The organism is Microcoleus sp. Pol12A5, from assembly GCF_036701435.1.
Classification (GTDB): domain Bacteria; phylum Cyanobacteriota; class Cyanobacteriia; order Cyanobacteriales; family Microcoleaceae; genus Microcoleus.
In genome coordinates this window covers 1-22,096 of the sequence record NZ_JAUBQU010000084.1, presented here as the reverse complement: position 1 = coordinate 22,096, position 22,096 = coordinate 1, and the positions used below count along the sequence as shown (strand labels likewise).

Annotated in this window: 22 protein-coding genes and 1 pseudogene; 7 read left to right on the top strand and 16 right to left on the bottom strand. The window is 45.5% G+C overall.

Annotated features, from left to right (window positions below; all coding sequences use genetic code 11):
• Window positions 1–88 precede the first annotated feature (88 nt).
• From QUA45_RS20245 to QUA45_RS20235, 3 genes and pseudogenes are all read right to left on the bottom strand, one after another.
• A complete protein-coding gene (locus QUA45_RS20245; protein ID WP_333221960.1) occupies window positions 89–736 on the bottom strand; it encodes a hypothetical protein in 648 nt (215 codons plus the stop codon).
• An 81-nt stretch (window positions 737–817) separates the two neighbouring features.
• Entirely contained in the window at window positions 818–2,428 is a 1,611-nt protein-coding gene (locus tag QUA45_RS20240) for a hypothetical protein (protein ID WP_333221959.1), read from the bottom strand.
• Window positions 2,429–2,505: 77 nt separating this feature from the next.
• A pseudogene (locus QUA45_RS20235) lies at window positions 2,506–2,949 on the bottom strand (AAA-like domain-containing protein); the annotation flags it as partial.
• Between the two features lie 43 nt (window positions 2,950–2,992).
• Between QUA45_RS20235 and QUA45_RS20230 the strand changes: the two are divergent.
• On the top strand, window positions 2,993–3,133 hold the full coding sequence (locus tag QUA45_RS20230) for a hypothetical protein (protein WP_333221958.1): 141 nt from the start codon (window positions 2,993–2,995) through the stop codon (window positions 3,131–3,133).
• Here QUA45_RS20230 and QUA45_RS20225 read toward each other — a convergent pair.
• The 9 genes from QUA45_RS20225 to hflX all read right to left on the bottom strand — a co-directional run bounded on the left by QUA45_RS20225 (window position 3,130) and on the right by hflX (window position 14,772).
• Window positions 3,130–3,336 (bottom strand): hypothetical protein, encoded by a 207-nt coding sequence (locus QUA45_RS20225; protein WP_333221957.1) that lies wholly within the window; start codon window positions 3,334–3,336, stop codon window positions 3,130–3,132. The two genes, QUA45_RS20230 and QUA45_RS20225, sit on opposite strands and share 4 nt — an antisense overlap.
• 46 nt (window positions 3,337–3,382) lie before the next feature.
• Complete coding sequence (locus tag QUA45_RS20220) at window positions 3,383–5,884, bottom strand: glycosyltransferase family 2 protein (RefSeq protein WP_333221956.1); 2,502 nt, start codon at window positions 5,882–5,884, stop codon at window positions 3,383–3,385.
• A 673-nt stretch (window positions 5,885–6,557) separates the two neighbouring features.
• Entirely contained in the window at window positions 6,558–7,139 is a 582-nt protein-coding gene (locus QUA45_RS20215) for a hypothetical protein (protein WP_333095775.1), read from the bottom strand.
• A gap of 166 nt (window positions 7,140–7,305) precedes the next feature.
• Window positions 7,306–9,141 carry a CHAT domain-containing protein gene (locus QUA45_RS20210; RefSeq protein WP_333221955.1) on the bottom strand — a complete coding sequence of 612 codons (1,836 nt, stop codon included), beginning with the start codon at window positions 9,139–9,141 and terminating at the stop codon, window positions 7,306–7,308.
• 108 nt (window positions 9,142–9,249) lie between these two features.
• Window positions 9,250–10,389 (bottom strand): Gfo/Idh/MocA family oxidoreductase, encoded by a 1,140-nt coding sequence (locus QUA45_RS20205; RefSeq protein ID WP_333095773.1) that lies wholly within the window; start codon window positions 10,387–10,389, stop codon window positions 9,250–9,252.
• A 130-nt stretch (window positions 10,390–10,519) separates the two neighbouring features.
• Window positions 10,520–11,518, bottom strand: coding sequence for a glutathione synthase (gshB, locus tag QUA45_RS20200; protein ID WP_333221954.1), 999 nt, complete (start codon window positions 11,516–11,518; stop codon window positions 10,520–10,522).
• A gap of 67 nt (window positions 11,519–11,585) precedes the next feature.
• A complete protein-coding gene (gene grxC, locus QUA45_RS20195; RefSeq protein WP_190656887.1) occupies window positions 11,586–11,849 on the bottom strand; it encodes a glutaredoxin 3 in 264 nt (87 codons plus the stop codon).
• A gap of 484 nt (window positions 11,850–12,333) precedes the next feature.
• The gene (locus QUA45_RS20190; RefSeq protein ID WP_333095771.1) at window positions 12,334–12,675 is read right to left on the bottom strand and encodes a PEP-CTERM sorting domain-containing protein; all 342 of its coding nucleotides are present in this window, start codon (window positions 12,673–12,675) and stop codon (window positions 12,334–12,336) included.
• A 504-nt stretch (window positions 12,676–13,179) separates the two neighbouring features.
• Entirely contained in the window at window positions 13,180–14,772 is a 1,593-nt protein-coding gene (gene hflX, locus QUA45_RS20185) for a GTPase HflX (protein WP_333095770.1), read from the bottom strand.
• 582 nt (window positions 14,773–15,354) lie between these two features.
• Here hflX and QUA45_RS20180 point away from each other — a divergent pair.
• From QUA45_RS20180 to QUA45_RS20165, 4 genes are all read left to right on the top strand, one after another.
• A complete protein-coding gene (locus tag QUA45_RS20180; protein WP_333041855.1) occupies window positions 15,355–15,567 on the top strand; it encodes a chlorophyll a/b-binding protein in 213 nt (70 codons plus the stop codon).
• 298 nt (window positions 15,568–15,865) lie between these two features.
• On the top strand, window positions 15,866–16,144 hold the full coding sequence (locus QUA45_RS20175; RefSeq protein WP_333095769.1) for a Photosystem I reaction center subunit PsaK: 279 nt from the start codon (window positions 15,866–15,868) through the stop codon (window positions 16,142–16,144).
• A gap of 531 nt (window positions 16,145–16,675) precedes the next feature.
• Complete coding sequence (locus tag QUA45_RS20170; RefSeq protein ID WP_333221953.1) at window positions 16,676–16,828, top strand: hypothetical protein; 153 nt, start codon at window positions 16,676–16,678, stop codon at window positions 16,826–16,828.
• Between the two features lie 53 nt (window positions 16,829–16,881).
• A complete protein-coding gene (locus QUA45_RS20165; RefSeq protein WP_333095767.1) occupies window positions 16,882–17,910 on the top strand; it encodes a hypothetical protein in 1,029 nt (342 codons plus the stop codon).
• A gap of 279 nt (window positions 17,911–18,189) precedes the next feature.
• On the opposite strand, the gene QUA45_RS20160 is transcribed toward QUA45_RS20165, so the two are convergent.
• Window positions 18,190–18,444, bottom strand: coding sequence for a hypothetical protein (locus tag QUA45_RS20160; protein WP_333221952.1), 255 nt, complete (start codon window positions 18,442–18,444; stop codon window positions 18,190–18,192).
• On the opposite strand from QUA45_RS20160, the gene QUA45_RS20155 reads away from it, so the two are divergent.
• Window positions 18,443–18,859: a hypothetical protein gene (locus QUA45_RS20155; RefSeq protein ID WP_333095765.1), complete on the top strand. Its 417-nt coding sequence runs from the start codon at window positions 18,443–18,445 to the stop codon at window positions 18,857–18,859. The two genes, QUA45_RS20160 and QUA45_RS20155, sit on opposite strands and share 2 nt — an antisense overlap.
• A gap of 14 nt (window positions 18,860–18,873) precedes the next feature.
• Window positions 18,874–19,203: a DUF433 domain-containing protein gene (locus tag QUA45_RS20150; RefSeq protein ID WP_333095764.1), complete on the top strand. Its 330-nt coding sequence runs from the start codon at window positions 18,874–18,876 to the stop codon at window positions 19,201–19,203.
• A 50-nt stretch (window positions 19,204–19,253) separates the two neighbouring features.
• Here the strand turns inward: QUA45_RS20150 and QUA45_RS20145 are convergent, their stop codons facing one another.
• From QUA45_RS20145 to QUA45_RS20135, 3 genes are all read right to left on the bottom strand, one after another.
• On the bottom strand, window positions 19,254–19,601 hold the full coding sequence (locus QUA45_RS20145; RefSeq protein WP_333095763.1) for a XisI protein: 348 nt from the start codon (window positions 19,599–19,601) through the stop codon (window positions 19,254–19,256).
• 181 nt (window positions 19,602–19,782) lie between these two features.
• Window positions 19,783–21,072 carry a cation:proton antiporter domain-containing protein gene (locus tag QUA45_RS20140; protein WP_333221951.1) on the bottom strand — a complete coding sequence of 430 codons (1,290 nt, stop codon included), beginning with the start codon at window positions 21,070–21,072 and terminating at the stop codon, window positions 19,783–19,785.
• Window positions 21,073–21,295: 223 nt separating this feature from the next.
• A partial coding sequence (locus QUA45_RS20135) for a zinc-dependent metalloprotease (RefSeq protein WP_333221950.1) occupies window positions 21,296–22,096 on the bottom strand: 801 nt, incomplete at its 5' end.

The window sequence follows — 22,096 nt, the reverse complement described above, 5'->3', positions numbered from 1 at the left end:
AGTATTTTTTGTACGTTGTTGCGCTTTAGCGCTAAAGCGCAACAACCTACCTAACCACTTACTCATCAACTGGTGCTTAGAGATGACCTTAGCAAGCGCAGGTGGGGATATAGGGATTAGGAGGAGTGTACCCTCCATCTCCCACGCCCTGACTCCAATCGCGCAACTCAGATACCGTCAAAACGGATGGACTGAGTGCGGGGCGAGGTGGATAAGCTATTACCATCACAAACTTATCTTTCGTCGCGTTATAACCAGCAAACCAGCCATTAAATTGATCGACAGTTACCACCCACAAAAAATGTTCAGTCAATTCTTTCGTAAAAACATACGGCTTTTGATTATTGGTAAGCTGCTGGTGAAGCTCAGGCAACTTGAGGCCACTCACCGATATGTCTCCAGTCAAATATTGAGACAGACGATCGCTCTGTGCGATGATTTGATCGACAAACATACCCGGACAGTAATGCTCCTGAATGCAGGTACGTGCTAACTCTTTGACTGCATTGATAAATTCTTGTCGGAGATTTTCCTGCGCTTCGTTTGGCTTATTTTCGCTATAATCATGAGGCTCAAGCCAAGACCAAGCCACCAATTGCGACCATTGAGCAGCCAATTGCTGTGTTGTCTCAGTTGGGTCAAGCTGCATTTTTTCGAGCAGCTTCTTTAGGTCATCTTCAGCTTGAGTTGGCTGATATCCACTGACTAAGCTTTGGATTGTATTGAATTCAGACATTGCTATCTTCTCCTTAAGATTGTAGCTAGATCGATGATATGTTGCTCTCTCGAAACTTTTGCTTCTCTATCAACGCTAAGTTCAGGAATTTGGTTTACCATCGCTTGATACATTATTTCTCGAACTTTTAGCACGTTGCAATAGAAAACTAAAATCTGACATGGCTTTTTCAGAAGTACCCTTAGAACTTGGTAGTGTTGCAGTGACGTGGCAGCCAATACAGGAATCACCGTTGACCTGGGTTTGGGAATAAGCTTCCATAGCTACATTGAATAGCGGTCCTGGTGTAGTCCCCGTTCTAGTGTTTGATATTAACCTATCATTTGTCAAAGACGTAAGTTGACTAGCAGTAGGAGGATTTTGCACCCATTGAGTTCCCACAAGTTGATAGTATTGCCATACAGAATTAGGAGCGACTTTTTGGAATGCTTGCTGCCAATTTTTGTTCTGTTGTTGGAGAGATTTCTTTACAGAGTCACTGAGTTGGTTGCTTCTGCAATTGCGCTGTTCGGAGAGTCGTACAGCCTGGGTAGGAATTTGCGGCTTTATTTTCTTATCCTGGGTAAGCGTTACCGCATGGGGAGATTGATCGCGCCAAAGAAAAGGCCATTCTACGTATGGATAGTTAGGTAGGCAAGACCCCTTATTTGGATAGTTTGGATCGCAATCTGGGTTGGATAGGGTTGGTTTCAATCCTAGAGGCCCATTATCCACTTTGAGATTATCCACCTGTTCAAAGGTAGCCCAAACCCATCCAGGAGTTGAACTTTGCTGTTTAGGTATTTTATAGGCAATGTGGAAGCCAATCAGTCCGACTTCAATTTCCTGAAGTACAGGATCGTCAGTACCACAATTATCGGTAGTACAAACATATTGTTCTTTAGGAATTGCTAATACCCGCTTTGTGGTATAGTATCGATTTTTTTCCTCTGCGCTAGAGTTTTTATCAAAAACTCGCCAAGCTGCCTTAACTTCTATGGGTGCATCTATACTTGAATTGGTGGATTTAAACTCTAAATTTTCCTTTTTGTTGTACTCAGCCAATTTGCTAGCATCGTACCATTTATTATCCACAATTTGCTTGAATTCATTTGGGTTCAAATGAATCTCGACTATTATGTAATTTCCTTGTTTGTCGACAATGGGAATGTTGTTGAGCAACAAATTATTTTCTTCATCGCTAACCTCAATTTGGGCTGGACACTCCTTACTCTTAATAACTTTTTCGATCCAAGCACGGCTATTTTGTAAATTTTTTTGCAATTTCACATTTTCTGGCGAACCATCTCCTTGCCCTTTGATCAAGTCTAATTTTAAGGTTCTGACAAAAGGGTTGGATATATTTAGCAAAGGGTTTTCACCATTGGCAAGAAACACTTCTTCAGGAGTTCGATAAAATTCCCACACCCGTGGAGCGAGCGGTGCTTGACCCAAGGCAAGTTCCTCTAATGGCCTGGCATTATTAGCAGGCCAATTCAAAGTTACAAATGTTTTCCAAGCGATGTCGGCAAAAGCAAACGCATTATTAGAAAGAGGGCTTTGTGGCAGCTCTTTGAAATTTTCCAGCTTTATAGGTGGAGGTGAATAGCCGCTATCAAATACTCCTATAGCACGATAGGAGGCTACAAACCCTGAAAAAACAGAAATAATGGTTACGAGGCATACTAAACTCAGGAACCGAATAATCTTCATAGCTCTTTTGTTACTCCTGATAATCCCGAATGGTATCAACTGCTACCTAAACGATCGCCAAAATACTGCCCATAAAACTAGCAACTCACCGTCGCGAGATTGGCTTGTAAATTTACCAACCCCATACTTTCCAAATTAAATGCCTCCACTAAATACAACTCCACTGGTGTGCTGCTTTTGACAACTCCCACGAATGCTGCCAGCAACTCTGGCTGCTGTTGTAAGTTCCACAGTTGTCGTTTTAGGCGATCGCCATAAATTCCGGCACAGATGGGAGAGTTTTGCAATACTTGCTCTGGAGTGACATCCCCACGCCCGATACGATCGAGAGCTACCCGTACTAAATATGTATTCCTATTTACAAAACCTGTCAGTAGCTGGGCATCTTTCGCTGACCAATCCAGTCCTTGCCGTTGCGCCAAATCCTGCACTTGGTCGCTGTTAAAGGGCGATAGCCCCACCTTAAACGGCGATTTATTTACACTCAGCGGGATATACAGCTTAGTGGAGTGTACCACGACTAACCTGAGCTTTCACCCAATTCCCCGATTTTTTCCTTCAGGAGTGCCACATTCGCAAAAGTCCGCAAAAGTCGATCGTCAAATTGGCATAGGCAAAACCAGCGATCGCGATCGCCTCAAGCTAACACTAAAAGTTTGGTTGTTGAGAGTAGCAAATACTGCTGGAACTACATCTTGCAGCTAACCAGACTGCCAAATAGCTACTCCCAATATTCTGCTATTTGATTGCCCAGTTGCAAACCCAAACCGACGTTCGCAGAACCACCCCAATAATTTATCCAAATCTTGAAAATTATCTCTATTTGCTAACTGAAAATGGATAAAAACTTTTGCACCATTACTTAAAAGAGATGAGGTAATATTCTCTAAAAATCCCTCAGCCTTCATCTGCTGATATTTGGGGTGAAAATTTACCCACGAGGAGAAATTCCCTCTAAAGTTGCGAAACTGCGATCGGTCTAACTGACCTATTCCTCTCAAAAACAGCCCTCGGTTTCAAAGCAATTCTCAACAACAGCCACAGCGATCGCCATTCTCCGGGAGTTTCCTGCCGCTGCCACTGGCCGGGGCGACAGTACAGCATTTCGATCAAACAGCGGTGCTGGCTAATGTTCAGGCGATCGAACGCAATTCGCACAGTCGGGAATTCCACAAAACTGCACTCTTTTCCATCCCGAAAACTCGACTCTAACTGAGATTTATCGCTCACCAACTCAATCTTAGCCACAGGAACAAAACAGTTCTCTTCCATAATTTTCAGAGTCGCCGAATCGCAATCAATCAAACCTTTTGCCAAACGACGTTCAGTGCCCAACTCAACAACAGGCGGCGCTAGCGATCTCCTTACCTTGACTGCGGCACTGCGAGGGAGCGCTTTTATTTTACCCTGGGATAAGCTGGTCTCAAAGGCATATTTTGGCAAAATCTCTGCTGCTGTCAAACTTTCTTTACTGCCTTTATTTTTCATCGCAAAACTTGGCCACTGCGTCAGAGCAACTTCAGCGCCACTTTCCGAAATTACCGTTGTTATACCCCAAAAAGTTTGACCGCCAATATTCAATTGTACAACCCTGCGTAAATTGAACCATTCGTAAATGTCCGGTTTAGGAATATCCACCAAAATCAGTAATGCAATCCCCATCATCAGCAGGTTGTACGCGCTCCAAATCCATCCCAAACTTATTCCTTTAGACAAATGTGTACTTTCTGATATTGACTGGACAGTGTCCCAATTTTTAACTAAATTAATATTTAAATTGTGCCACAAACTGAATGCTGTAGCTGCGAACAAGACAATCAAAGGCCATCCCAAATTCCAGTTAAAATGAAAGCGATCGCTCGCCATTCCTTTTGGAGTCACCTGAAACCCTTTCCCAAAGGGATTCAGCATGGAACTCACCACGGTCACTGCTAAAGGAATACACTGAACGAACGAATAAATATCCGAAAGCAAAGCCGATCCCGATCTGCGGTTCAGCCAAGAAAACACAGTAAGTTGTACCAAATAGTAAGGCAGGAAAAAGTACAGCAATTCCCGCGCACTTGCCCGCAAAGGAATTATGTCGAAAAACGAATAACCTAAAGGTATCAACAGATATAAAACCTTGGTTAAACTGGTAAACCAGTGCAGCAATCCTTCCAAATGAGACAGCCTTTGTACGAATGTGAGACCGCGAATTGTTAAAGGATTGGAATCAATAAAAAATGCCTGAAGCGTGCCTCGCGCCCAGCGTAGCCTTTGATTTAGATGAGCCTCTATATTTTCAGCAGCCAAACCAGCACTCAATTTTTCATCTAAATAAACTAAGCGATATCCGGTTGCTGACAGCCGAATTCCGGTAAAATAATCTTCGCAGATTGAATCTGTGACCAAGCCTCCGGCTGCTTCTAAAGCACTCCGCCTCACTACAAAAGATGTACCGCAACAAACTACGCTGTCGGCGCTGTCTTTGATGATTTCAATTTGCCTGTAAAAGATTTCTTCTTCCGGCGCGAGTACATTTTCTAAACCTAAATTACGGGAGATGGGGTCGTGGTTGTAAAAGCTTTGCGGTGTTTGAACGAGGGCGATTTCGGGATTTTGAAAAAATCCAACTGTTCGAGTTAAAAAGTTTTTAGTAGGAATAAAATCGGCATCGAAAACTACAATTAGTTCTCCATTAGTTAGGGCTGTGGCATGGTTAATGTTTCCAGCTTTGGCGTGAATATTATCGGGTCTGGTTATATACTCGCATCCGAGTTCTTTTGCCAGCAACTTGATTTCATGGCGCTTGGTATCGTCGAGCAAATATACTTTTTTGTTGGCATAATCTAAAGCTTGACAGCCGATTACAGTGCGCCGTAAAATAAAAGCCGGCTCGTTGTAAGTTGGGATAAAAATATCTACGGTCGGGGTGAAATTTCCAGCTTCAACTGCAACTGCCATGCGATCGGCTTCTCGACGCCGGTCTTTCATTCTCAGCATTAAATACAGTTGAATACTGGTGTTGAAAACCAGTAGCATTTCTAGGAAAAACAGCCCCAAGCTAAAGATACCGTTGAGGGGATCGGTTAAATTTAGAGTAGCGAGCGATCGCCATAAAACGTAGCGAATGGTTAAAGCCAGAACTATTGCAACTACTACAGCGCGCGACCATTTCTGCGGTTGAGGCGAAATTTTAATTGCAGCTAAAGCAACGGAGAAAAGCGCGATAGTCGGCACTAACAAATACATCTTGCTCGTAGCAGGCACTTGCAGCCACACAGGCGGGTTTTGCTGCCAAGAGTTGATTGTGGCAAAAATACCGCTGACTGTACCTTCACGCGCAAACCAGGCTGCGACGATCGCACCTGCGAAAGCAACCGCCCCCAACACGACTAGCGTTGCCGTCGGCATCCGCGAAATCCGCCCAAAGCGGCGTTTCAAGTCTTGAAAATCAAATCTTGAAGTTGTCATAAAATAATTTTAAAGTCCCGATCGTGCATGCAAAAGTAAGGGTTTCTTGCTGTCCACTTTTTAATTAAGTTGAAAATTCCGACACACCTCAATTACTCTCTTTACATTTTTTTACATTTTGACCCTTGTATGATAATTCATCTTGCTTGCGGTTGCCAAACTGCTTAGCGAGTCCCAACCTGGCAAAATATAGCAGAAGGAAGAAGGAATAAGGCTTTAGTTACCGACGAGAGAAGTCCTTTCAATTTCGGTAACACTGGAATGATGGGGAGTCGGAAGTGGGGAGTGGGGGAATGTGGAATCGTGCGACCTTGACTTTATCATTCCCACCCAACTGGAAAAAATATCAGAAGCAATCTTCAGCAATATCAGCAACAGGCTTTCCGGCTTGTTCCATAATAAAAAATAATTCTTGTGGGCCGTTTCTGCGACGCCGCCCATAAAAAGCTGATTGAAAATGCTGCCACATTTGAGTCCTAAACGTCGGGCGCGCTTGCTATAGTTAAAAAAATTTATCTTTTCTACAAATCAAATAGGATTGCTATATCAAACTATAGCAATCCCTAGGATTTAACAATTAGACGAATTTGACATCTAACTAAAGGTAGATTAATTTTATATTAGTTAAAAAAAATTACCGCGATCGCAGCACAAAAACCCAGCCATCACAGAACTAATCAGCCATTTCTAATTGCGAGATTGCATAGCGGGCGACAGCCAAACTAACTCTGGCTTGTTCTATTTCCGACAATTGGGCCCAAGGTCTTTTAGTCGCCATGACCAATTCCCCCCCTTCCGAATCAACATCTCGCATGGCATAAGCCAAAGGACGTGCCAACACCTGCAAATCTTCCTCAGCCCACTGAGGCAAAATATCTAAGACGCACTCTACCATCTGGTCAGCTAAAGATTGATACTTAACCGTTGCGTTTTGCACGCTTTGAGCAATGCGGGCCAGAAAATCTTGAGGAACGCGAGCAAATTTTTCGTGCAAAGACTTTTGCAGAGCAGTCGTCAGCCAAACTTGTTCTAATTGCGAGAATAAAGCTTGCGACTTCAGGGCAATATCGCTATCGCTGAAGGAATCAGATAGCGCAAATTCCTGCTCTAGGGCAGCCAAATAAGATTCTGATTCAAGCTGTGCAGGATTCCAGGGATAAGCAACGTCAGTCTGAACTATTGTGGCGAGAAGTTCCATCTGGGCCTGAGTTTGTGAGTCGCGAAAATATTCAGAATCAGGAGATTGGGTAGCCATGATGTAATACCTCAGGGGGAAAAAGAAAATATAGAAGGGGGACTGTGCCAAGAGCTAGTTGGGAGCTATCAGTGGTAAGTAACTCTTTTAAATTCAGATTGGAGACTCAACGCCCAGAACTTTGCTGTGCCACTCGCCGCTTGCCTTCCTTAGCTACACGCGCACCTTAATTCGTTCCGCAATCAGTCTCACTGTAGCCCGAAGTTTTGGGAACCTCAATAGTGAACTCAAAAATCTGACCTTGAGAACTGCCAAATTTTAGCTGAGTCCCGCTGCGTAGCAGCAATTCTTGGTGGTGAACTCTCTGCCATCCATCAGAGCCCAAAACTAGAGTCCCGTAGCGAGAAAAATCGCGCAGGAAGTAGCTAGGTTCTTCCCGGCTATCTCCGATCGTGTTTCGGCAGAAAATCTCGGCGTGTTTTTGAGAAACCCACTGTTCTCGAATCACTACGTCGTTTTCTTCCCAGCGTCCGACTCGAACCATACCTGCGCGAATCGGCCAAACCTGATTGGTCGAGTCGGTGGATTTGGCATTTGGTCGATCGCGCCCCCGCAAATAAGCACAAGACGGCAACCGTCCCAGCCAAGTAGAAGAATTTAAAGGCAACTCAGTTTTGAGGTCATCTACCGGCTCAGTTAGCTGACCGTCAAACTCAGGGTGCATATACAGCACAGGCAGCGTCCAAGCCGGTTGATTGAACTTGTAAAGCGTTAGTAACTGCTGTCTGGCGACGGCGACGGCCCGGTCGATCGACATCCGTCCGGCCAAAGCTTGGGCAAAAGTTTGGATAAAACTCAGGGCCTCGCGATCGGCGATCGAGTCCCGCATCCCCAACACCGCCGGCACGCCGTGATGGATCAGTACCTCAGCCAAACTGCTGCGGGCGATCGCCTGTTGCTGGCCGTTAGTTGAGTGCACCATCTCCACCGCCGGCTGAGCTCCCCAGCAGGCATTAAACACCGCCAGAGTCACGCGGCACCGAACTAATACCTGAGCCAGTTCAGTACCGTTAATCGCAGTGTCCGGCCCCAAAAACAGCAAACCGCCGTCGGGGCCCGGTATCCCGTGGCCGGCGTAAAACAGAATGTTGTAAGCTTGCGTTTCCAGCCGAGAAATTAGTTCTGCCGGAGTAGGTTCGATCAGAGTATCGACGCGAGTCGGAACGCTGATGTCAAAATATTTGCCGCTGTCGTCGGTTTGAAAAGCACTTTCCAGAACGCCCGCTAAGGCGAGTGCTTCTTCTCCCAACTGCAAATGACCGTTATTGCTGTTGGAAAATTGAGAATTAGCACCGCCTGGTTCTGCTTGTCCCAACACTAGCAAAATGTTGAGCGACTCCGCAGGCTGCAGGGGTGGCAAAGGTTCAACATTGCTGGTAGTGCGGCTGAACAGCAGTTGCTGCGACAGAGAAATTGCCGGTTGACCGGCTTGAGGCTGCATAATTTCCCAAGGCAAAGCAATTAAATACGGTTCGCGCAAGTCTATGCGTACTCGCAGGGGTACATTTTGCCCGATCGCAATACCTTTACTCTCCTGGAGACTACCCTGAATCGGCCCTTCAAACAGCCACTGCCAAAGATTAATCCCCAAATGCTGCATCAGGCGACTGCTGTAGCTTGCCGGTGGCCGAGGCGGATGCTGAGCCCCCTTGTCGCCCCTCTCCCCTTGACCGAGGTGGAGCGGCACAGAGGGCGTTGCTGGAGCGAGGTCTAGCGACTGAGGACTTCGTTGTTCAGCTTCTGCCAATATATTCTGGTTGTTTTCCGGCGAGACGAAACTGCCATCAGGATTTAGGGGCAATTCGTGAATTGTCCCGGAGGGCGAAAACATTTCCTGCCAAGCTTTCCAAGATTGGGAGAGGGTATCGGGCCACATACAATCGTGGTGAACGTACCCGCTGGGATAAGGAGCTTGTAGAACCCAAGTGGCAAAATGGTTTGCCCCAGCGGTTCTCAGGCGAGCGATCGCTATACTGAGGCAAGGACTTTCAGGGCGCGCCATTCACAACTATCGACTCTGGATATAGGGTTGGATTGAGTTTATCTATTCGTAGTTTATCGGGTTTGGGGTGCGATCGAGTGCGTGAGATTGCTTTGGCAGTTTTTACTTTTACTTAGTGTCCAAAAATTTATCTATACTCGGTAAATCTACCCAAGTTCCCGTAGCATTCGACTCTTGGGTCAAATCCATCAACAACTGCGAGTAAACCCCTTCTCTGAGGGACGGTATCAACGATTTACCTGCATCAATTGCTTCTACCCACCTATCTACTACTCGAATAAACGGTGCAATTCTCCCGTCTGGATATACTTGAGGAAACTCCAATCTTTGAGGAATTTTGATTTCAGCTAAAGGTTCTCCACCTTGGGAACCCCACAAGCGAAATCCGTGGACGTAATCTTGCTGGTTGTCGCTTCCCAACACCAACGTACCCTTACTCCCGTATATTTCCACCCAGTGTCCCCGCCCTTGATAAGTAACAGAACTCAAACAAACTTGACAAGGAGTTCCCCCGGCTAATTCCAACATCAACGTGCACGAATCATCGGCATCCACTAATTTTAAACTTCCCCAATCATTCGGATCTGGCCGCCGCGAAATTCCTGTAATCAAATGCCCAGAAAGCCTCTGCGGCGGGCCGAACAGCCAGCTAATATAATCAAAAACGTGAGAACCTGTCGCGCCCAAAACTCCGCCGCCTCGCTCTTTTTGCGCGTACCAATTCCAAGGGCGAGTAGCATCAGCGCGACTCGACACCAACCAATCAATCTTAATTAAACGCTTTTCTCCCACATATTCTGCTGCCAATAATTCTGCTAGCATTTGCCATGCGGGGATGAAGCGAAACTCAAAGTCCATTGTGGCAATTGATCGGGAACCACCATTGTTAAAATCGGTTTGAGATTCGTTGTTTGCCAATCGGTAAAGTTCCCTGGCTTCATTTGCTGTAAGGGCTGTGGGTTTTTCTAATAATAAATGCTTGCCTGCTTCCAATACGGTTTTTGCCATTTCATAATGCAAAAATGGTGGCGTGGAAATGCTGACGCCTGCTACTTCTGCAATGGCTACTATATCGGCGATCGAGTCGCAAGCGTAGGGGATATTGTGGGTAGAGGCGAGATCCTTTGCTTTGTCTAAATTCCGGTGGTAAACAGCCACAACCTCTGTCCGGTGATGGGCTTGGAATCCGGGAATGTGCACTTTTTGACCGAAACCTGTACCGACTACTGCAACGCCAATTTTTGACATAATTTAATAATTGAGAATTGGGAATTGGGAATTGGGAATTGGGAATTAGTAGCAACTAACAAATAACTAACGACTGCAACATCTGCCTGAAGGTCGATAATTAATCCGTGTATCTGTGTCCTCATCTGTGTCATGCTTGGCTTCTTCCCTCATCCTTCATCCTTCTTCCTTCTTCCTTCTCCACCCATTCAATTACTTGTTTGCCCAAATTAACGCCGTCAAACAAGTCAATTTCTCTGATTCCTGTAGGGCTGGTGACATTAACTTCTGTGAGATAACCGCCAATAATATCAATGCCGACAAAGTACAGTCCGTCCCGTTGCAGCACGGGTTCTAACTGAGCACAAATTTGCAGTTCGCGATCGGTAATTTCTGTTTTTGCGACTCGGCCGCCGACGGCCATGTTGCCGCGAAATTCATTGCCGGTGGGAATGCGGTTGATAGCACCGATGGGCTTGCCGTTCAACAATATAATCCGTTTATCTCCCTCTTTGGCTTCCGGCAGATAGGTCTGAACCATCACTGGAATTTGCCCTTGTTGAGTGCTAATTTCCACCAGGGAGTTGAGATTGCGATCGCCCGCTTCCAGAAACAAAATCCCCTCCCCAGCTTTGCCACCCAATGGTTTAAGAACTGCCGCTCCTTTTTTCTCAACAAATTGCCGAATTACGTGTTTGTTTTGAGAAACAATGGTCTCCGGGATCGCACCCTCAAATTGCAAAGCATACATTTTTTCATTCGCCGCCCGCAATCCTTTGGGACTGTTAACTACCAAAGTTTTAGTAGGATCGATGCCGTCTAGAAGGTAAGTAGCGTAGAGGTAAGGAATGTTGACTGGTGGGTCTGTCCGCATAAATACTGCGTCCATTGCTTCGAGAGGCTGCAAAGTAGGCTGTTCCACCTCGTACCAAGCCTCAGCAGCCTCCCAGCGTCCATCTACCACTTTTACTGGGGTCAGGGCTACCCGACTCAGCATTGCCCAGGTTTTGCCGCCGATGACGCTTAGTTCGTTGGCTTGAGTCGCCCAGACTTCGTGACCCAACTCTTGAGCGGCTTCCATCAGCGCTACGCTGGTATCGTGTCCTGGAATTAGTCGCGCGAGGGGATCGATGATGAATGCAAATTTCATTGTCAATTAAAATTAAGAATTGGTCGCAGGAAAATTAGGGCTAACTGAAAATTCGACAGGGAATGCCTCATTTTGCTGCTAGCAGCGGGTCTAGCTGGCCTAGAGCATCAAGTTTGTGGATGTCGTCGCAGCCACCTATGTGTTGGTCGTTAATGAATATTTGTGGCAGGGTACGGCCTCCGTTTGCTCGATCGCTCATTTGAGCCCGTGCTGCTTCATCTCCGTCGATGGCGTACTCGGTAAAATCAATCCCTTTTCGCTTTAGCAGTGCTTTGGCACGAACGCAAAACGGGCAGGTTCTCCAGGTGTAAATTTCTACTTTAGGGGTCATGGACGCTCAAGCAATAACAATATTTTTTAATTGTAATCTTAACCCTAGTGCGGACTGTTTTTAGTTCCTAGGCTGAAACCATTGATTTTTCGTTGGTAGTCAACTTGCCTTGGAGCCTTGAAAGCCTTATTATACGGTTGACTCTCAAAAGCTATCGGAAGGATTGATCTTAACCAATCTTAATTTTTATTTTTATTTTTATTTTTTAATTTTTATTATATATAGCAACCTTATCTTTGTTGGCACCGGAAGTTATTCATTGCTGAAACCCTTGCCGGGAAGTGAAATAGCCTTCTTGCTTCTTCTTTTTACCCTGACTGAAGTCGCTATAGTTTTCTTCCTTCAACATCCGGCTCTATTTGCAGCGCACAAGCTAGGTGTGAAGTTATTTTTTATACAATTTTTATATATATTAAGTAAACAAATACCCATGCTTAAATAAACGGAGACATTGGGAAGGCAAACAGTTTGGTCCTCAGCCTGTCTAGCGCTGCGGACCAACCTGCTTGTTTCGCTTTCTGCACGACGAACAGATCATTCCTGCACCTGTCAGTAGGACTGCGATCGCAGTACCTGGTTCAGGAATAGAAGTTGAGTTTCTCGAAGGTGTGGTTGTGTAGATTTTTTGGGACAAACTCGACTGCGGCGCCAATTCCGGGCCGGGTCCCGTTGCTGTTGATGTCTGGCTGGAGGCACAGGCACTAGAATAATTTCCGGGACCGCAAACATCTACTGCTGAAGCCGGAGGGGCGGCAGCTAGATAGTAAAACGCTGTTGCCAGCGTGGCAGAGAGTCCAATTGCTAGTTTTGCCAGTGGCGTACACATAACTATTTAGTTAAACAGTGGTAAAATCGAAAAATAGAAATAGTCCTAGAGATTAGCGCTGTACGACGGGCAAGGGACGGGCAAGGATTTTAGAGTTCTTACAATAAATGGATGTATTCTCTCACGGACGTCTGTAAAAATAGTATAGCGCTTGAGGTGAGTGCCCAAACACTTTAATAATATTATTCTCTTTTACCTTGACATCCCGTACTGTGGTTTGCACAGGTAGTTTGCACAGGTAGTTTGCACAGAGTTAAGCAACATCATTATTTTTGCCACCTCTGAACCAACAGCCCTTACAGCCATTAACAAAGAGTCTTTTTACCTTGACCGCGACCTCCGGAAATTAATTATTGAACCTATCGCAAAATAGAGATGCTGTATTGTACTTTGCAATGCACAATCTGACTACTCTTTTATAATCTCACAGTTCGACTAGATCTGTCCTCAGTATATGTACGTATATTCCCCCATGTCAACTATTCAAAAGGAATATTTAAGTATTTACCGAGGGTAGAGGGCGTATTGAATGAGCTGAGCTAGTCTCTCGCGGAGAGTTTCCATCCCGAGACCTTTGGCAGCAGAAATAAATACTGCTTGAGGAAATTCTTCTCTGGCAAGGGCGAGAGTATCTTCATCTACGGCATCGATTTTGTTGAAAACTACAAGGGCTGGGCCGGGAGTTACGGGCATATCTGTCAAAATATTCATGACCGATCGAATTTGGCTCTGCCAAGCGGGATGGGAGAGATCGACGAGATGCAGCAAAGCATCGGCGTCAGTGACTTCTTCGAGGGTAGCCCGGAAAGCGTCGATCAAGGCAGGGGGCAGTTCGCGAATAAAGCCCACTGTATCTGTGAGGACGATCGACAGGGGTTCCCCGGTGACGCCGGGAATGGTCAACCGTCGAGTTGTGGGGTCGAGGGTGGCAAATAACTGGTCGGCGGCGTAGACCTCGGAATTGGTGAGCAGGTTAAGCAGAGTCGATTTACCGGCGTTGGTGTAGCCGACGATCGCCACTGAGGGTACGTCGTGATGATGGCGGTTCTGCCGCAGCCGGAAGCGGTGCGCCAGCAGTTGATTTACTTCTTGCTGCAATCGAGAAATGCGTTTGGCGATCGTCCGCCGTTCGGTTTCTAGTTTGGTTTCCCCAGGGCCTCTGGTACCGATGCCGCCACCCTGTCTCGACATTGCCTGACCGCGACCTCTGAGCCGGGGCAGGGCGTACTCTAGCTGAGCGAGTTCGACTTGCAATTTACCCTCGCTCGTTCGAGCTCTTTGGGCAAAGATGTCGAGAATTACTTCTGTTCGATCGACAACGCGAAGACCTATCTGAGTTTCCAAGTTCCGTATTTGTGCGGGGGCCAGGTCGCGATCGAATACCACCAGGTTAGCGCTAATTGTCTGAGCGGTGAGGGAAATTTCCTGAACTTTGCCTTCGCCGACCACTGTTTGCGGATGGGGGCGCGATCGTTTTTGGCGCACTGTTTGCAATACCTGACCCCCGGCGCTTTCTACCAGCCGCGTGATTTCTGCCAGCCCGTCCTCAAATTCCAACTGAGTCATGTGCTGAGTCATTACACCTACCAACAGCACTTTGTCTTGGTCTGCATCGACCTGCTTAGCGACAAACTCTGCTTGAAACTCTGCTTCGAGTCCTTCCACCAAATCCAGAAAGTCTTGGTCGGCGAGTTCGTCCAAATTCAGCGGTTCTGATATTTTCCAGGGAAAGTGTTGAGTTTTGATTATTGACTTTGGAATTGAAGGCTCTTCTATTTCATCAGTTGCATCTGGTTCTAACTGAGCGCTCAAAACAGAGAACTCAAAATTTGGCTGGTCTCCCTGGGGTATCAGGTGAGCGAGATAAGTTTCTTGAATGTAACCAGTCGCACCGCCGCCGCGGCGCTGAAATCCTCCGCCGGTCAGTGTCAGCCAAACGAGGGCGTCCAAGCGCTGAATTGCCATTGCTGTGAGGGCTGCTTCGCTTGGGGTTTCTGGCTTGAGGTGGGTGGCGATGCAGCGAATGCCGCTGAGGCGACCTCCCCCGTAGCGGGGCAATTCTAGGGGCGCAATCTGCGTTTGCCGGGGTGAACCCACGCCGACGCGAATTACTTGTCCGCGACGGTTGATGTAGGTGCAGATTGGTTTGTCTATTTCCGTGCTGATGGCGGCGACGCGCTGGGCGAATTCTGCAGTGGTGATGCGATCGCCCGGTAGTCGCTGGTGGTAAAGCTTTTCGAGTTGCTTGAGCTGGCTGGACTTTAAACCTTGAAGATTGCCGTAGATGGTTTCGATAACTGTTTCTCCCGATCGCTCTGTTTATCTCCTATTTTAATTAACTCCCGCGCGATGTGTTCGGCTTTTCAGTTGAAATTTACTAAATTTTCTTGCGTCTAGGATCTCGCGAATTCAGTATTGTCGAGTCACCAGCGCCGTTGTTTGTCGCTACGACGGGGCGATGGAGCCTTTCACAGCGGCCATATCAACTTGCAGTTGTATTTAATATCTACAGATACAGGCGATCGCTTAAAAAATCTCCCTCAACAAAACTTAACACTTTATTTTTTGTTTCAAAATCCTCCTTTAGACTTGTGTGTAGCTTGAGCCTACAGGCAGATAGCAAAGCAGAAATTAGGCCGCTACCATGAGAAGCGAAACATTGTTAAGGAATGTAAAAACATGGAAACTCGTCCTACTAACTTGCCTCCTACAGCTAATGCTTACAACGGCAAAGATCGGAATGCCTTTTTGTTTGGCTTCAACCCGCAAGCAGAACTTTGGAACGGTCGCTTAGCGATGATCGGTTTCTTAGCTTATTTGCTTTGGGACGCCGCTGGATATAGCGTTCTCCGTGACATACTTCACTTTCTGCCTACCTACATTGCTCAGTAATGAGTAGCGGTATTTCCTGTCTGGCAGCGTGAGTAAATGCCACCACTGCCAGACAGGCTAAAAGTTACAAATGGCAGCGAGTATGGTTTGGTTCCTTTGTATCTTTCGTTACTTTTGAATGGCATTAAAAGACTTTTTGCTGTAATTCGATGATTAGGGGTGGGGGCGCTGTCGCTGGCGCGGTGAAGATGAACAGCAACAGATATTTATTGCGTAAAGGCGATCGCCCCTACTGTATTTTTGGCAATAAATCTCATCGAGCATTTCTGATAATTTATGAAAAATAGGAGCATCAACGATGATTAACTCAAATTTACTGGCAGTAGTAGAATCGACTTTGGCTGACACAGCATCAGGAAATTGGCAAAAACCAATAGTGATGTTGGTTTGCAATATATTAGCATTGCTAGTTCTCAGCCGCCGAATTTGGCATCCCCACGTCGGACCGAAAATGCCTCTACCCTTCCCCTCTTTGTTCAACAATGTTAGCGTACCGGCATTCCTGGCTTGCATGAGCGCAGGTCATTTGCTCGGAGCATTCATGATTTTGACCCTCAACATCGACAAGTATTTCTAGCATAAATGGCGTCGATTTTGTGGTGATTTATTGCTAGATTTTTTAGTAAGTTAAAAAGTGCCAAATAAATGGTAGGGGTAAGTGAAAAGCGCTTACCCCTAATTTTATTTTGCTTTGCTAATTTACGGTATGAAAGCCTAAATAGGCAAGTCATAGAAACCAGTACCGACAAAGCTTGGGAATTTTAAAATGATTTTTTTCATACCCTGATTAAACAACGCGTTAATCAGGGTATAAATTAATTAACTTTTCTCGGAAATTACAAAACTCACCCTCCGAGGGCTTATAGCAATTGGGAAATCTAAATTCCTACCTGTATTCAGCAACAGATTAATGCGACTGAATTTGCGAATCCAAAACCTTAGAAATTCGATCGCGCGTTGCTCATAATAGATGAAAACCCTATAGAGGCGCACTGGTTATGAACTGGAAAGCACAAATTCACTTATTTATCGCTTGCGGCTGCGATAGCCAAGAGGTGTAATTTATTTGCGGTTTAGTCCTCATACGCCGGAAGAACCAGCATCACTATTGTTAAATTTATTACAGACCGAAGGATTGCAAGTTGAGGAACGGTTTAGCATGGTGGAGGGCGATCGGATTCGTCAAAGCCCATACCGTAGTTATTGCCGGAAGCAAGTAGTTGTGTGGATTGAGGCAGGCTTTGGGTTTAGCAGTCCTTAATTCACACTCGATGTGTTACACTTGTACTACAAGCTTGACTCCCTTATGATCTTATGATGAACCTCGAACGTAAAACACATAGAGATGGCAACTTATACCCTAAAGCATTTAATTGTCTAAAACTTCTCCCTGAAAGCTTTACCTATCATAACGAGCACACCCAACGGCATCCGTTCTCAATCTACAGTAGCTCGATACAGGAAGTAATGCAGTCTTTCAATGGTGTTCTGGATGAAATCGATCAGATTTATACGGCTTTGTTTAATGCTGATGGAAATTTAGATTATCCTTTAAAGAAGCTGCCTGATTTACAAAAAAAATTACTACACGCCTTACAATCTCACATTGATGATTGCTATTGGATTATTAAAGTTATTCACCCATATGATAGCAATGTTCAGGAAAAACATCCAGACCGTTGGTTGGATAAGGTCAAACACCCTGCTTATAAGCCTTTTCGGAATGCAATCAATGACTACAGAGAATCATTTGCTCCTATTGTTAATAAGATTAAACACAATGGTGGTCAATTGCGTCCCATAATGATGTACTCAATGGGACGTGGCATAGTTGCACGTACTGTAGACAAAGGTATTCAAACTTTTCCCAAAAATGCTCGTATTGTTGGGTATTTTCTAGAGGGGATGCAACCTAATGGGCGTATAGGCCCTGATTGTGAAATTCATCCCGATGGTATAACCGCTATTTCCTTAAATCGAGACCTACGTTATCACTTTGCAAATCTCTACCGAGTGGGTGATCATTTGAGGGCTGCAATTGCGAGAACGGTTCGTCACTTTCACGGAGAAAAATTGCGTCGCGATGTCGCTGTTAATGATACCGCCTCCCAATATGATATAGAGTCAATTGCAGAACGCGTCAGTAAGCTGCCACCTCTATTCTTTGAGAATGAGTTTTCTAAGAAAACACCAGATATTAAGTTCCACCGTCATAACGGGAATGCAGATTTGATTTTGGAGGTTCCTGGTTCTCAGTATATGACTTGGGAGGGAGAATTAATGATATATTATGAAATACAAGTAGATGCTGTGTGCCCTTACTATCAACTTCCTTACAGGTAAGTCAGAAGCGTTTGTAATTCCATACCCGGAATGCCTAACAACGAAATAACATTGTCTAGGTTGGGTTTCGTTCCTCAACCCAACCTAGGTGAATTTTAATTTTTAGCCTTAACTGAACTGTATTAGTTCATCACCAATTTGGACTAACAACCAGGAGCGATCGCCCACACCACTCTTGTTATCATTAAAATCAATGGCTGCAAAAGGGAGCTTAGATTATGCTTGCCCTCATCTCACCATAAAAAATTCAATGGGCTGCGGGTTCTGTAATACGCTTACCTACGACTTGGCAAGATTATCAGAGTTTGTACGATCGCCCTGGAGACGGCTCAATTCCGCGTCTGAAGTATCGCAACCGAGAAGTGCGATCGCCATTTCGATCGCCAATTTCCCCGACACAGAAGCATTAGGTTTCGTAGATTGCAAACCAGGACGCGGACAGTAAAATCGAGAAGTTCCAGGCGATTTAGTTCGAGATAAGGTGAAAGCCTGATCGCTAAAATTATAAATAGATTTTGCTGCCAAGATAACCATGACCACCATCACCCTCAACCTCTCTCCCGAACTCGAACAGCAGATCCGCACTGAAGCAGCTAGACAGGGCGTTGAACCCGATCTCTACATCCTCAACGCCCTACAAGAACGCCTCCAGCCTAGACTTCCAACCACCCAACCTACTGAAGCCGACTTGCTGCAACAAATTAACATCGGCTTTAGTGCACAAACCTGGGAAGAATACCATGCCCTCATCGCCAAGCGTCATGCCGAAACCCTGACTCCCGAAGAACACAAGCAACTGATCCAAATGAGCGATCGCCTTGAACAACTCAATGTTGCCCGCATTCAAGCCTTAATTCAACTCGCAACCTTCCGCAACCAACCTCTGACAGACCTCATGCAGACCCTTGGCTGCCTGCGGGTTCTTCCGTCTATGATAATAAGTAGTTAGAATCAAAAAAATGTATGCCAGTTGTAGCAGTTAAAACTTACATAGAGTATCGGAATGATGCCTATTGGGTTGAAGGAACTCGGATTTCTCTTGACTCGATCGCCTATGCTTTCCAACAAGGATTATCGCCCGAAAGTATTGTTCAGTCTTTCCCACTACTGACACTGGAACAGGTTTATGGCGCGATCGCCTTTTATCTAGCCAACCGCGCTGAAATCGACGCTTACCTAGCCGCCGAAGAAGCCGCATTTGATGCCATGCCTCAACCTCTACAAACCAGCGATCCAGCTTTGTACAACAAACTGATTGCAGCTAAAGCAGCAAGACAGCAGGTGCGATCGTGAATGTGCGCTATCAAGCTGATATTATCTAAAATCTCGGTCAAGACGAGAAGCTATGCGATCGCATATCCAGTGAACTCTCGGACTTCCGGTGGATGAAAAGCCAGAACAATCCGATCTTTGGGTACGCCAGAGGCGACGAGTTCATCAGTGATGCCGTCTTCAATACCATCATAATGAATCCAGATTTTGTCATTGCGAATTTCGGCGTGAACCACAGTACCATGAACTCGCAGATGATTTTCCCAACCTTCATGTATCAGCATAAAATGGTCGCGATCGCGGCTCACCACCACATAGGTAATCACATCCCCATAAGTATAAGGAAGATCCGCATAGTATTGGAGAATTTTCTCCAACGTCTCACGCCATTGGTCTACGGGTTGATTTGCGGTTGCCATTTGATAATCTCCTCCGTGTTTGGGTCAAAAACTATCATGCGAAAACCCGGTTCTTCTAGCAGCAATTTCCCAGCTTCCTCTTTAAAGTACGATGCAATTTCCGATATCTCTATCCGCAGCCAATTCTCAACACGATCTGCATCAGATATTTTTAAGTTATGCTGATACCGATTATTTTAAATTAGTATTTTGGGGCTGGTACATCGTTATTTCCCTGTAACAATAAACCCACTAGGGGAGATGTGATTAGGGTAGTAAAAATCGCCATTATTACCATAATAGTAAATAAAGTAGGAGTAATTACACCTTGCTCTAAACCAATATTGAGGATAATTAATTCCATTAACCCTCTAGCGTTCATTAATGCACCAATAGTCGCAGATTCCCGCCAATTCACCCCTGAGATTCGGGCTGCTAACATACAAGCTACCCCTTTCCCTAAAATAGCAAGCCCTATAATTACGATGGTAATGACCCAGAGTGTAGGGGTATTTACTAACCCAATTTGGGTATTTAAACCCGAGAATACAAAGAAGATTGGCAATAAAAAAGAAGTGGTGATAAACTCAGTGTATTGTCTTACCTGTTCAGCAAATTCCCCGCGAGGCATAACGCTACCTAAAATAAATGCCCCAAATACCGCATATATACCCATATAATCGGTAAACCAGGAGCATAACATAAGAATTATTAAGACTAATGTGAGAGTTTGCATGGTTACTTTACGATCGCGTTTAGTCCAACGACTAAATATACTAAACATGGGTCTGCCGACAAAAATCATTAACAATACATAGCCAATTCCGCCACCAATTGCCAAGGCGGCAATACTGGCAGAATTCTTAATACTTGCTAATACAATTGCCAGTAAACACCACGCACTCGCATCATCGATTGAACCTGCTGCTAATGCTAAAGTTCCAAAGGTTGTTTTCGCAATACCTCTTTCATACAACATCCGGGCCAACATCGGAAAGGCGGTAATTGACATGGAAGCGCCTAAATATAAAGCCGCAGCCCAAGAGGTTATGTCAGGATTAAAAAGTTGTGCATTGCTGTACAAAAACAAAGCGAAGATCGCTCCCAATGTAAATGGTGCTATGATACCAGCAGCCGATATCAGAACCGCACTCCTGACATTACTCTTTAACAAATCGGCGTTCAATTCCAAGCCGATCAAAAACATATAAATTACTAAGCCTATCTGACTGATAGCGAAAAGAACAGACATGGAAGGATTGGGAATTTTTATTCCTGTGGCCAACAATAGAGAAGTATGAGGAAATAGCCATTGCTGCAAATCCGGCGCCACCAAACCAAATAGCGATGGACCCAACATTACCCCAGCGATCATCTCACAAACAACCTCAGTTTGTCCTAAATAACGCCCAATCATTGATACAATACGACAACTTCCCAAAATAATCGTTAGTTGTAGCAAGAGCTTTAGCACGATCTCAAAATTAGACATATATTTATACCAATTCTCCAAATTCTTGCAACAACCATGGGTGTTTTGTTTGTTTGCGCTCAAGGGCCCGAGTAGGTGCACTCGCTCATCAATTGTCGCTCGCCTTTAGGAGTTAAGGGTGACGACGCACCCTACCACTACTTTGTTGATCGGGACTTACGCACGATGCCGGGGTTAGACTAAATTTTACTCTGTTTATGACTAATCTTTTGTTTCAGTCTCTTTAATTCGACTGAATCTGTGCATTCAAAACCTTAGAAATTCGATCGCGCGTTTCCTCCAAATGAGCCCGCGTATAAGCATCAGCATTCCGATCCAAATTCCGAATACTCTTGCTCAAACCCTCCCGCAACTGCCGCAACTCGTACCAAGCCAAACTCCGCGCATCCTCTGGAACACTGGTTTTTCGCAGCACCATTCCGATCAAAATCGCCAAATGTTCCCGCTGCAAAGAACGCCGAAAAGTTGAAATTTGCATCTTCTTTTCCGGCTGCAAAACCTCTTTCCAGATATCCTTTTGCACAGTATCCAACACTTCCGGCAACCTCAAAGCAGTTTCCGGCGGCGATTTTAACTCGGCATCCCGCAGCCTCACCAAGCGCATCGGAGATAGCAAAACCCGCAACACAAACCGCTGCAAAAAAGTAATTCGATCGCCGATTGGGTAATCTAGAGGAAACACCAAAGCCGGACTTCCCCAGTGTTCCCAGCGCGAAGGCGCCAATTTATTCAGCAATTCCGGCGCAAAACTAAACGCATCTGGGGCAAAAACGTACTTCTCTAATGTTGCTAAAGCTTCACGCTGCTGAGAAAGTTCGATCGGCACAAACGGCAACTTCGCATTAGCATCACCGGGGCGAATCCGATTAAACGACTGTCCCCCCACATACAAAGTCGCATTCATCACCTGGTTGACATAATACCCGAACACCGAATCAAACATCACCCGCAGTTCGTTATAACCGTCTTCCCCAACCGGAATTCGCTTTTCTAAACGCTTCCACATCGCCCTCGCATTATCCAA

Coding starts and splice junctions, on each gene's coding strand:
- QUA45_RS20215 (WP_333095775.1), bottom strand. CDS start 7,139: ATGGCTACCCAATCTCCTGATTCTGAATATTTTCGCGACTCACAAACT.
- grxC (WP_190656887.1), bottom strand. CDS start 11,849: ATGACCCCTAAAGTAGAAATTTACACCTGGAGAACCTGCCCGTTTTGC.
- QUA45_RS20175 (WP_333095769.1), top strand. CDS start 15,866: ATGATTAACTCAAATTTACTGGCAGTAGTAGAATCGACTTTGGCTGAC.
- QUA45_RS20160 (WP_333221952.1), bottom strand. CDS start 18,444: ATGGTTATCTTGGCAGCAAAATCTATTTATAATTTTAGCGATCAGGCT.
- QUA45_RS20190 (WP_333095771.1), bottom strand. CDS start 12,675: ATGTGTACGCCACTGGCAAAACTAGCAATTGGACTCTCTGCCACGCTG.
- QUA45_RS20180 (WP_333041855.1), top strand. CDS start 15,355: ATGGAAACTCGTCCTACTAACTTGCCTCCTACAGCTAATGCTTACAAC.
- QUA45_RS20210 (WP_333221955.1), bottom strand. CDS start 9,141: ATGGCGCGCCCTGAAAGTCCTTGCCTCAGTATAGCGATCGCTCGCCTG.
- QUA45_RS20155 (WP_333095765.1), top strand. CDS start 18,443: ATGACCACCATCACCCTCAACCTCTCTCCCGAACTCGAACAGCAGATC.
- QUA45_RS20145 (WP_333095763.1), bottom strand. CDS start 19,601: ATGGCAACCGCAAATCAACCCGTAGACCAATGGCGTGAGACGTTGGAG.
- QUA45_RS20245 (WP_333221960.1), bottom strand. CDS start 736: ATGTCTGAATTCAATACAATCCAAAGCTTAGTCAGTGGATATCAGCCA.
- QUA45_RS20140 (WP_333221951.1), bottom strand. CDS start 21,072: ATGTCTAATTTTGAGATCGTGCTAAAGCTCTTGCTACAACTAACGATT.
- QUA45_RS20165 (WP_333095767.1), top strand. CDS start 16,882: ATGATGAACCTCGAACGTAAAACACATAGAGATGGCAACTTATACCCT.
- QUA45_RS20150 (WP_333095764.1), top strand. CDS start 18,874: ATGCCAGTTGTAGCAGTTAAAACTTACATAGAGTATCGGAATGATGCC.
- QUA45_RS20240 (WP_333221959.1), bottom strand. CDS start 2,428: ATGAAGATTATTCGGTTCCTGAGTTTAGTATGCCTCGTAACCATTATT.
- QUA45_RS20220 (WP_333221956.1), bottom strand. CDS start 5,884: ATGACAACTTCAAGATTTGATTTTCAAGACTTGAAACGCCGCTTTGGG.
- QUA45_RS20225 (WP_333221957.1), bottom strand. CDS start 3,336: ATGAAGGCTGAGGGATTTTTAGAGAATATTACCTCATCTCTTTTAAGT.
- QUA45_RS20205 (WP_333095773.1), bottom strand. CDS start 10,389: ATGTCAAAAATTGGCGTTGCAGTAGTCGGTACAGGTTTCGGTCAAAAA.
- gshB (WP_333221954.1), bottom strand. CDS start 11,518: ATGAAATTTGCATTCATCATCGATCCCCTCGCGCGACTAATTCCAGGA.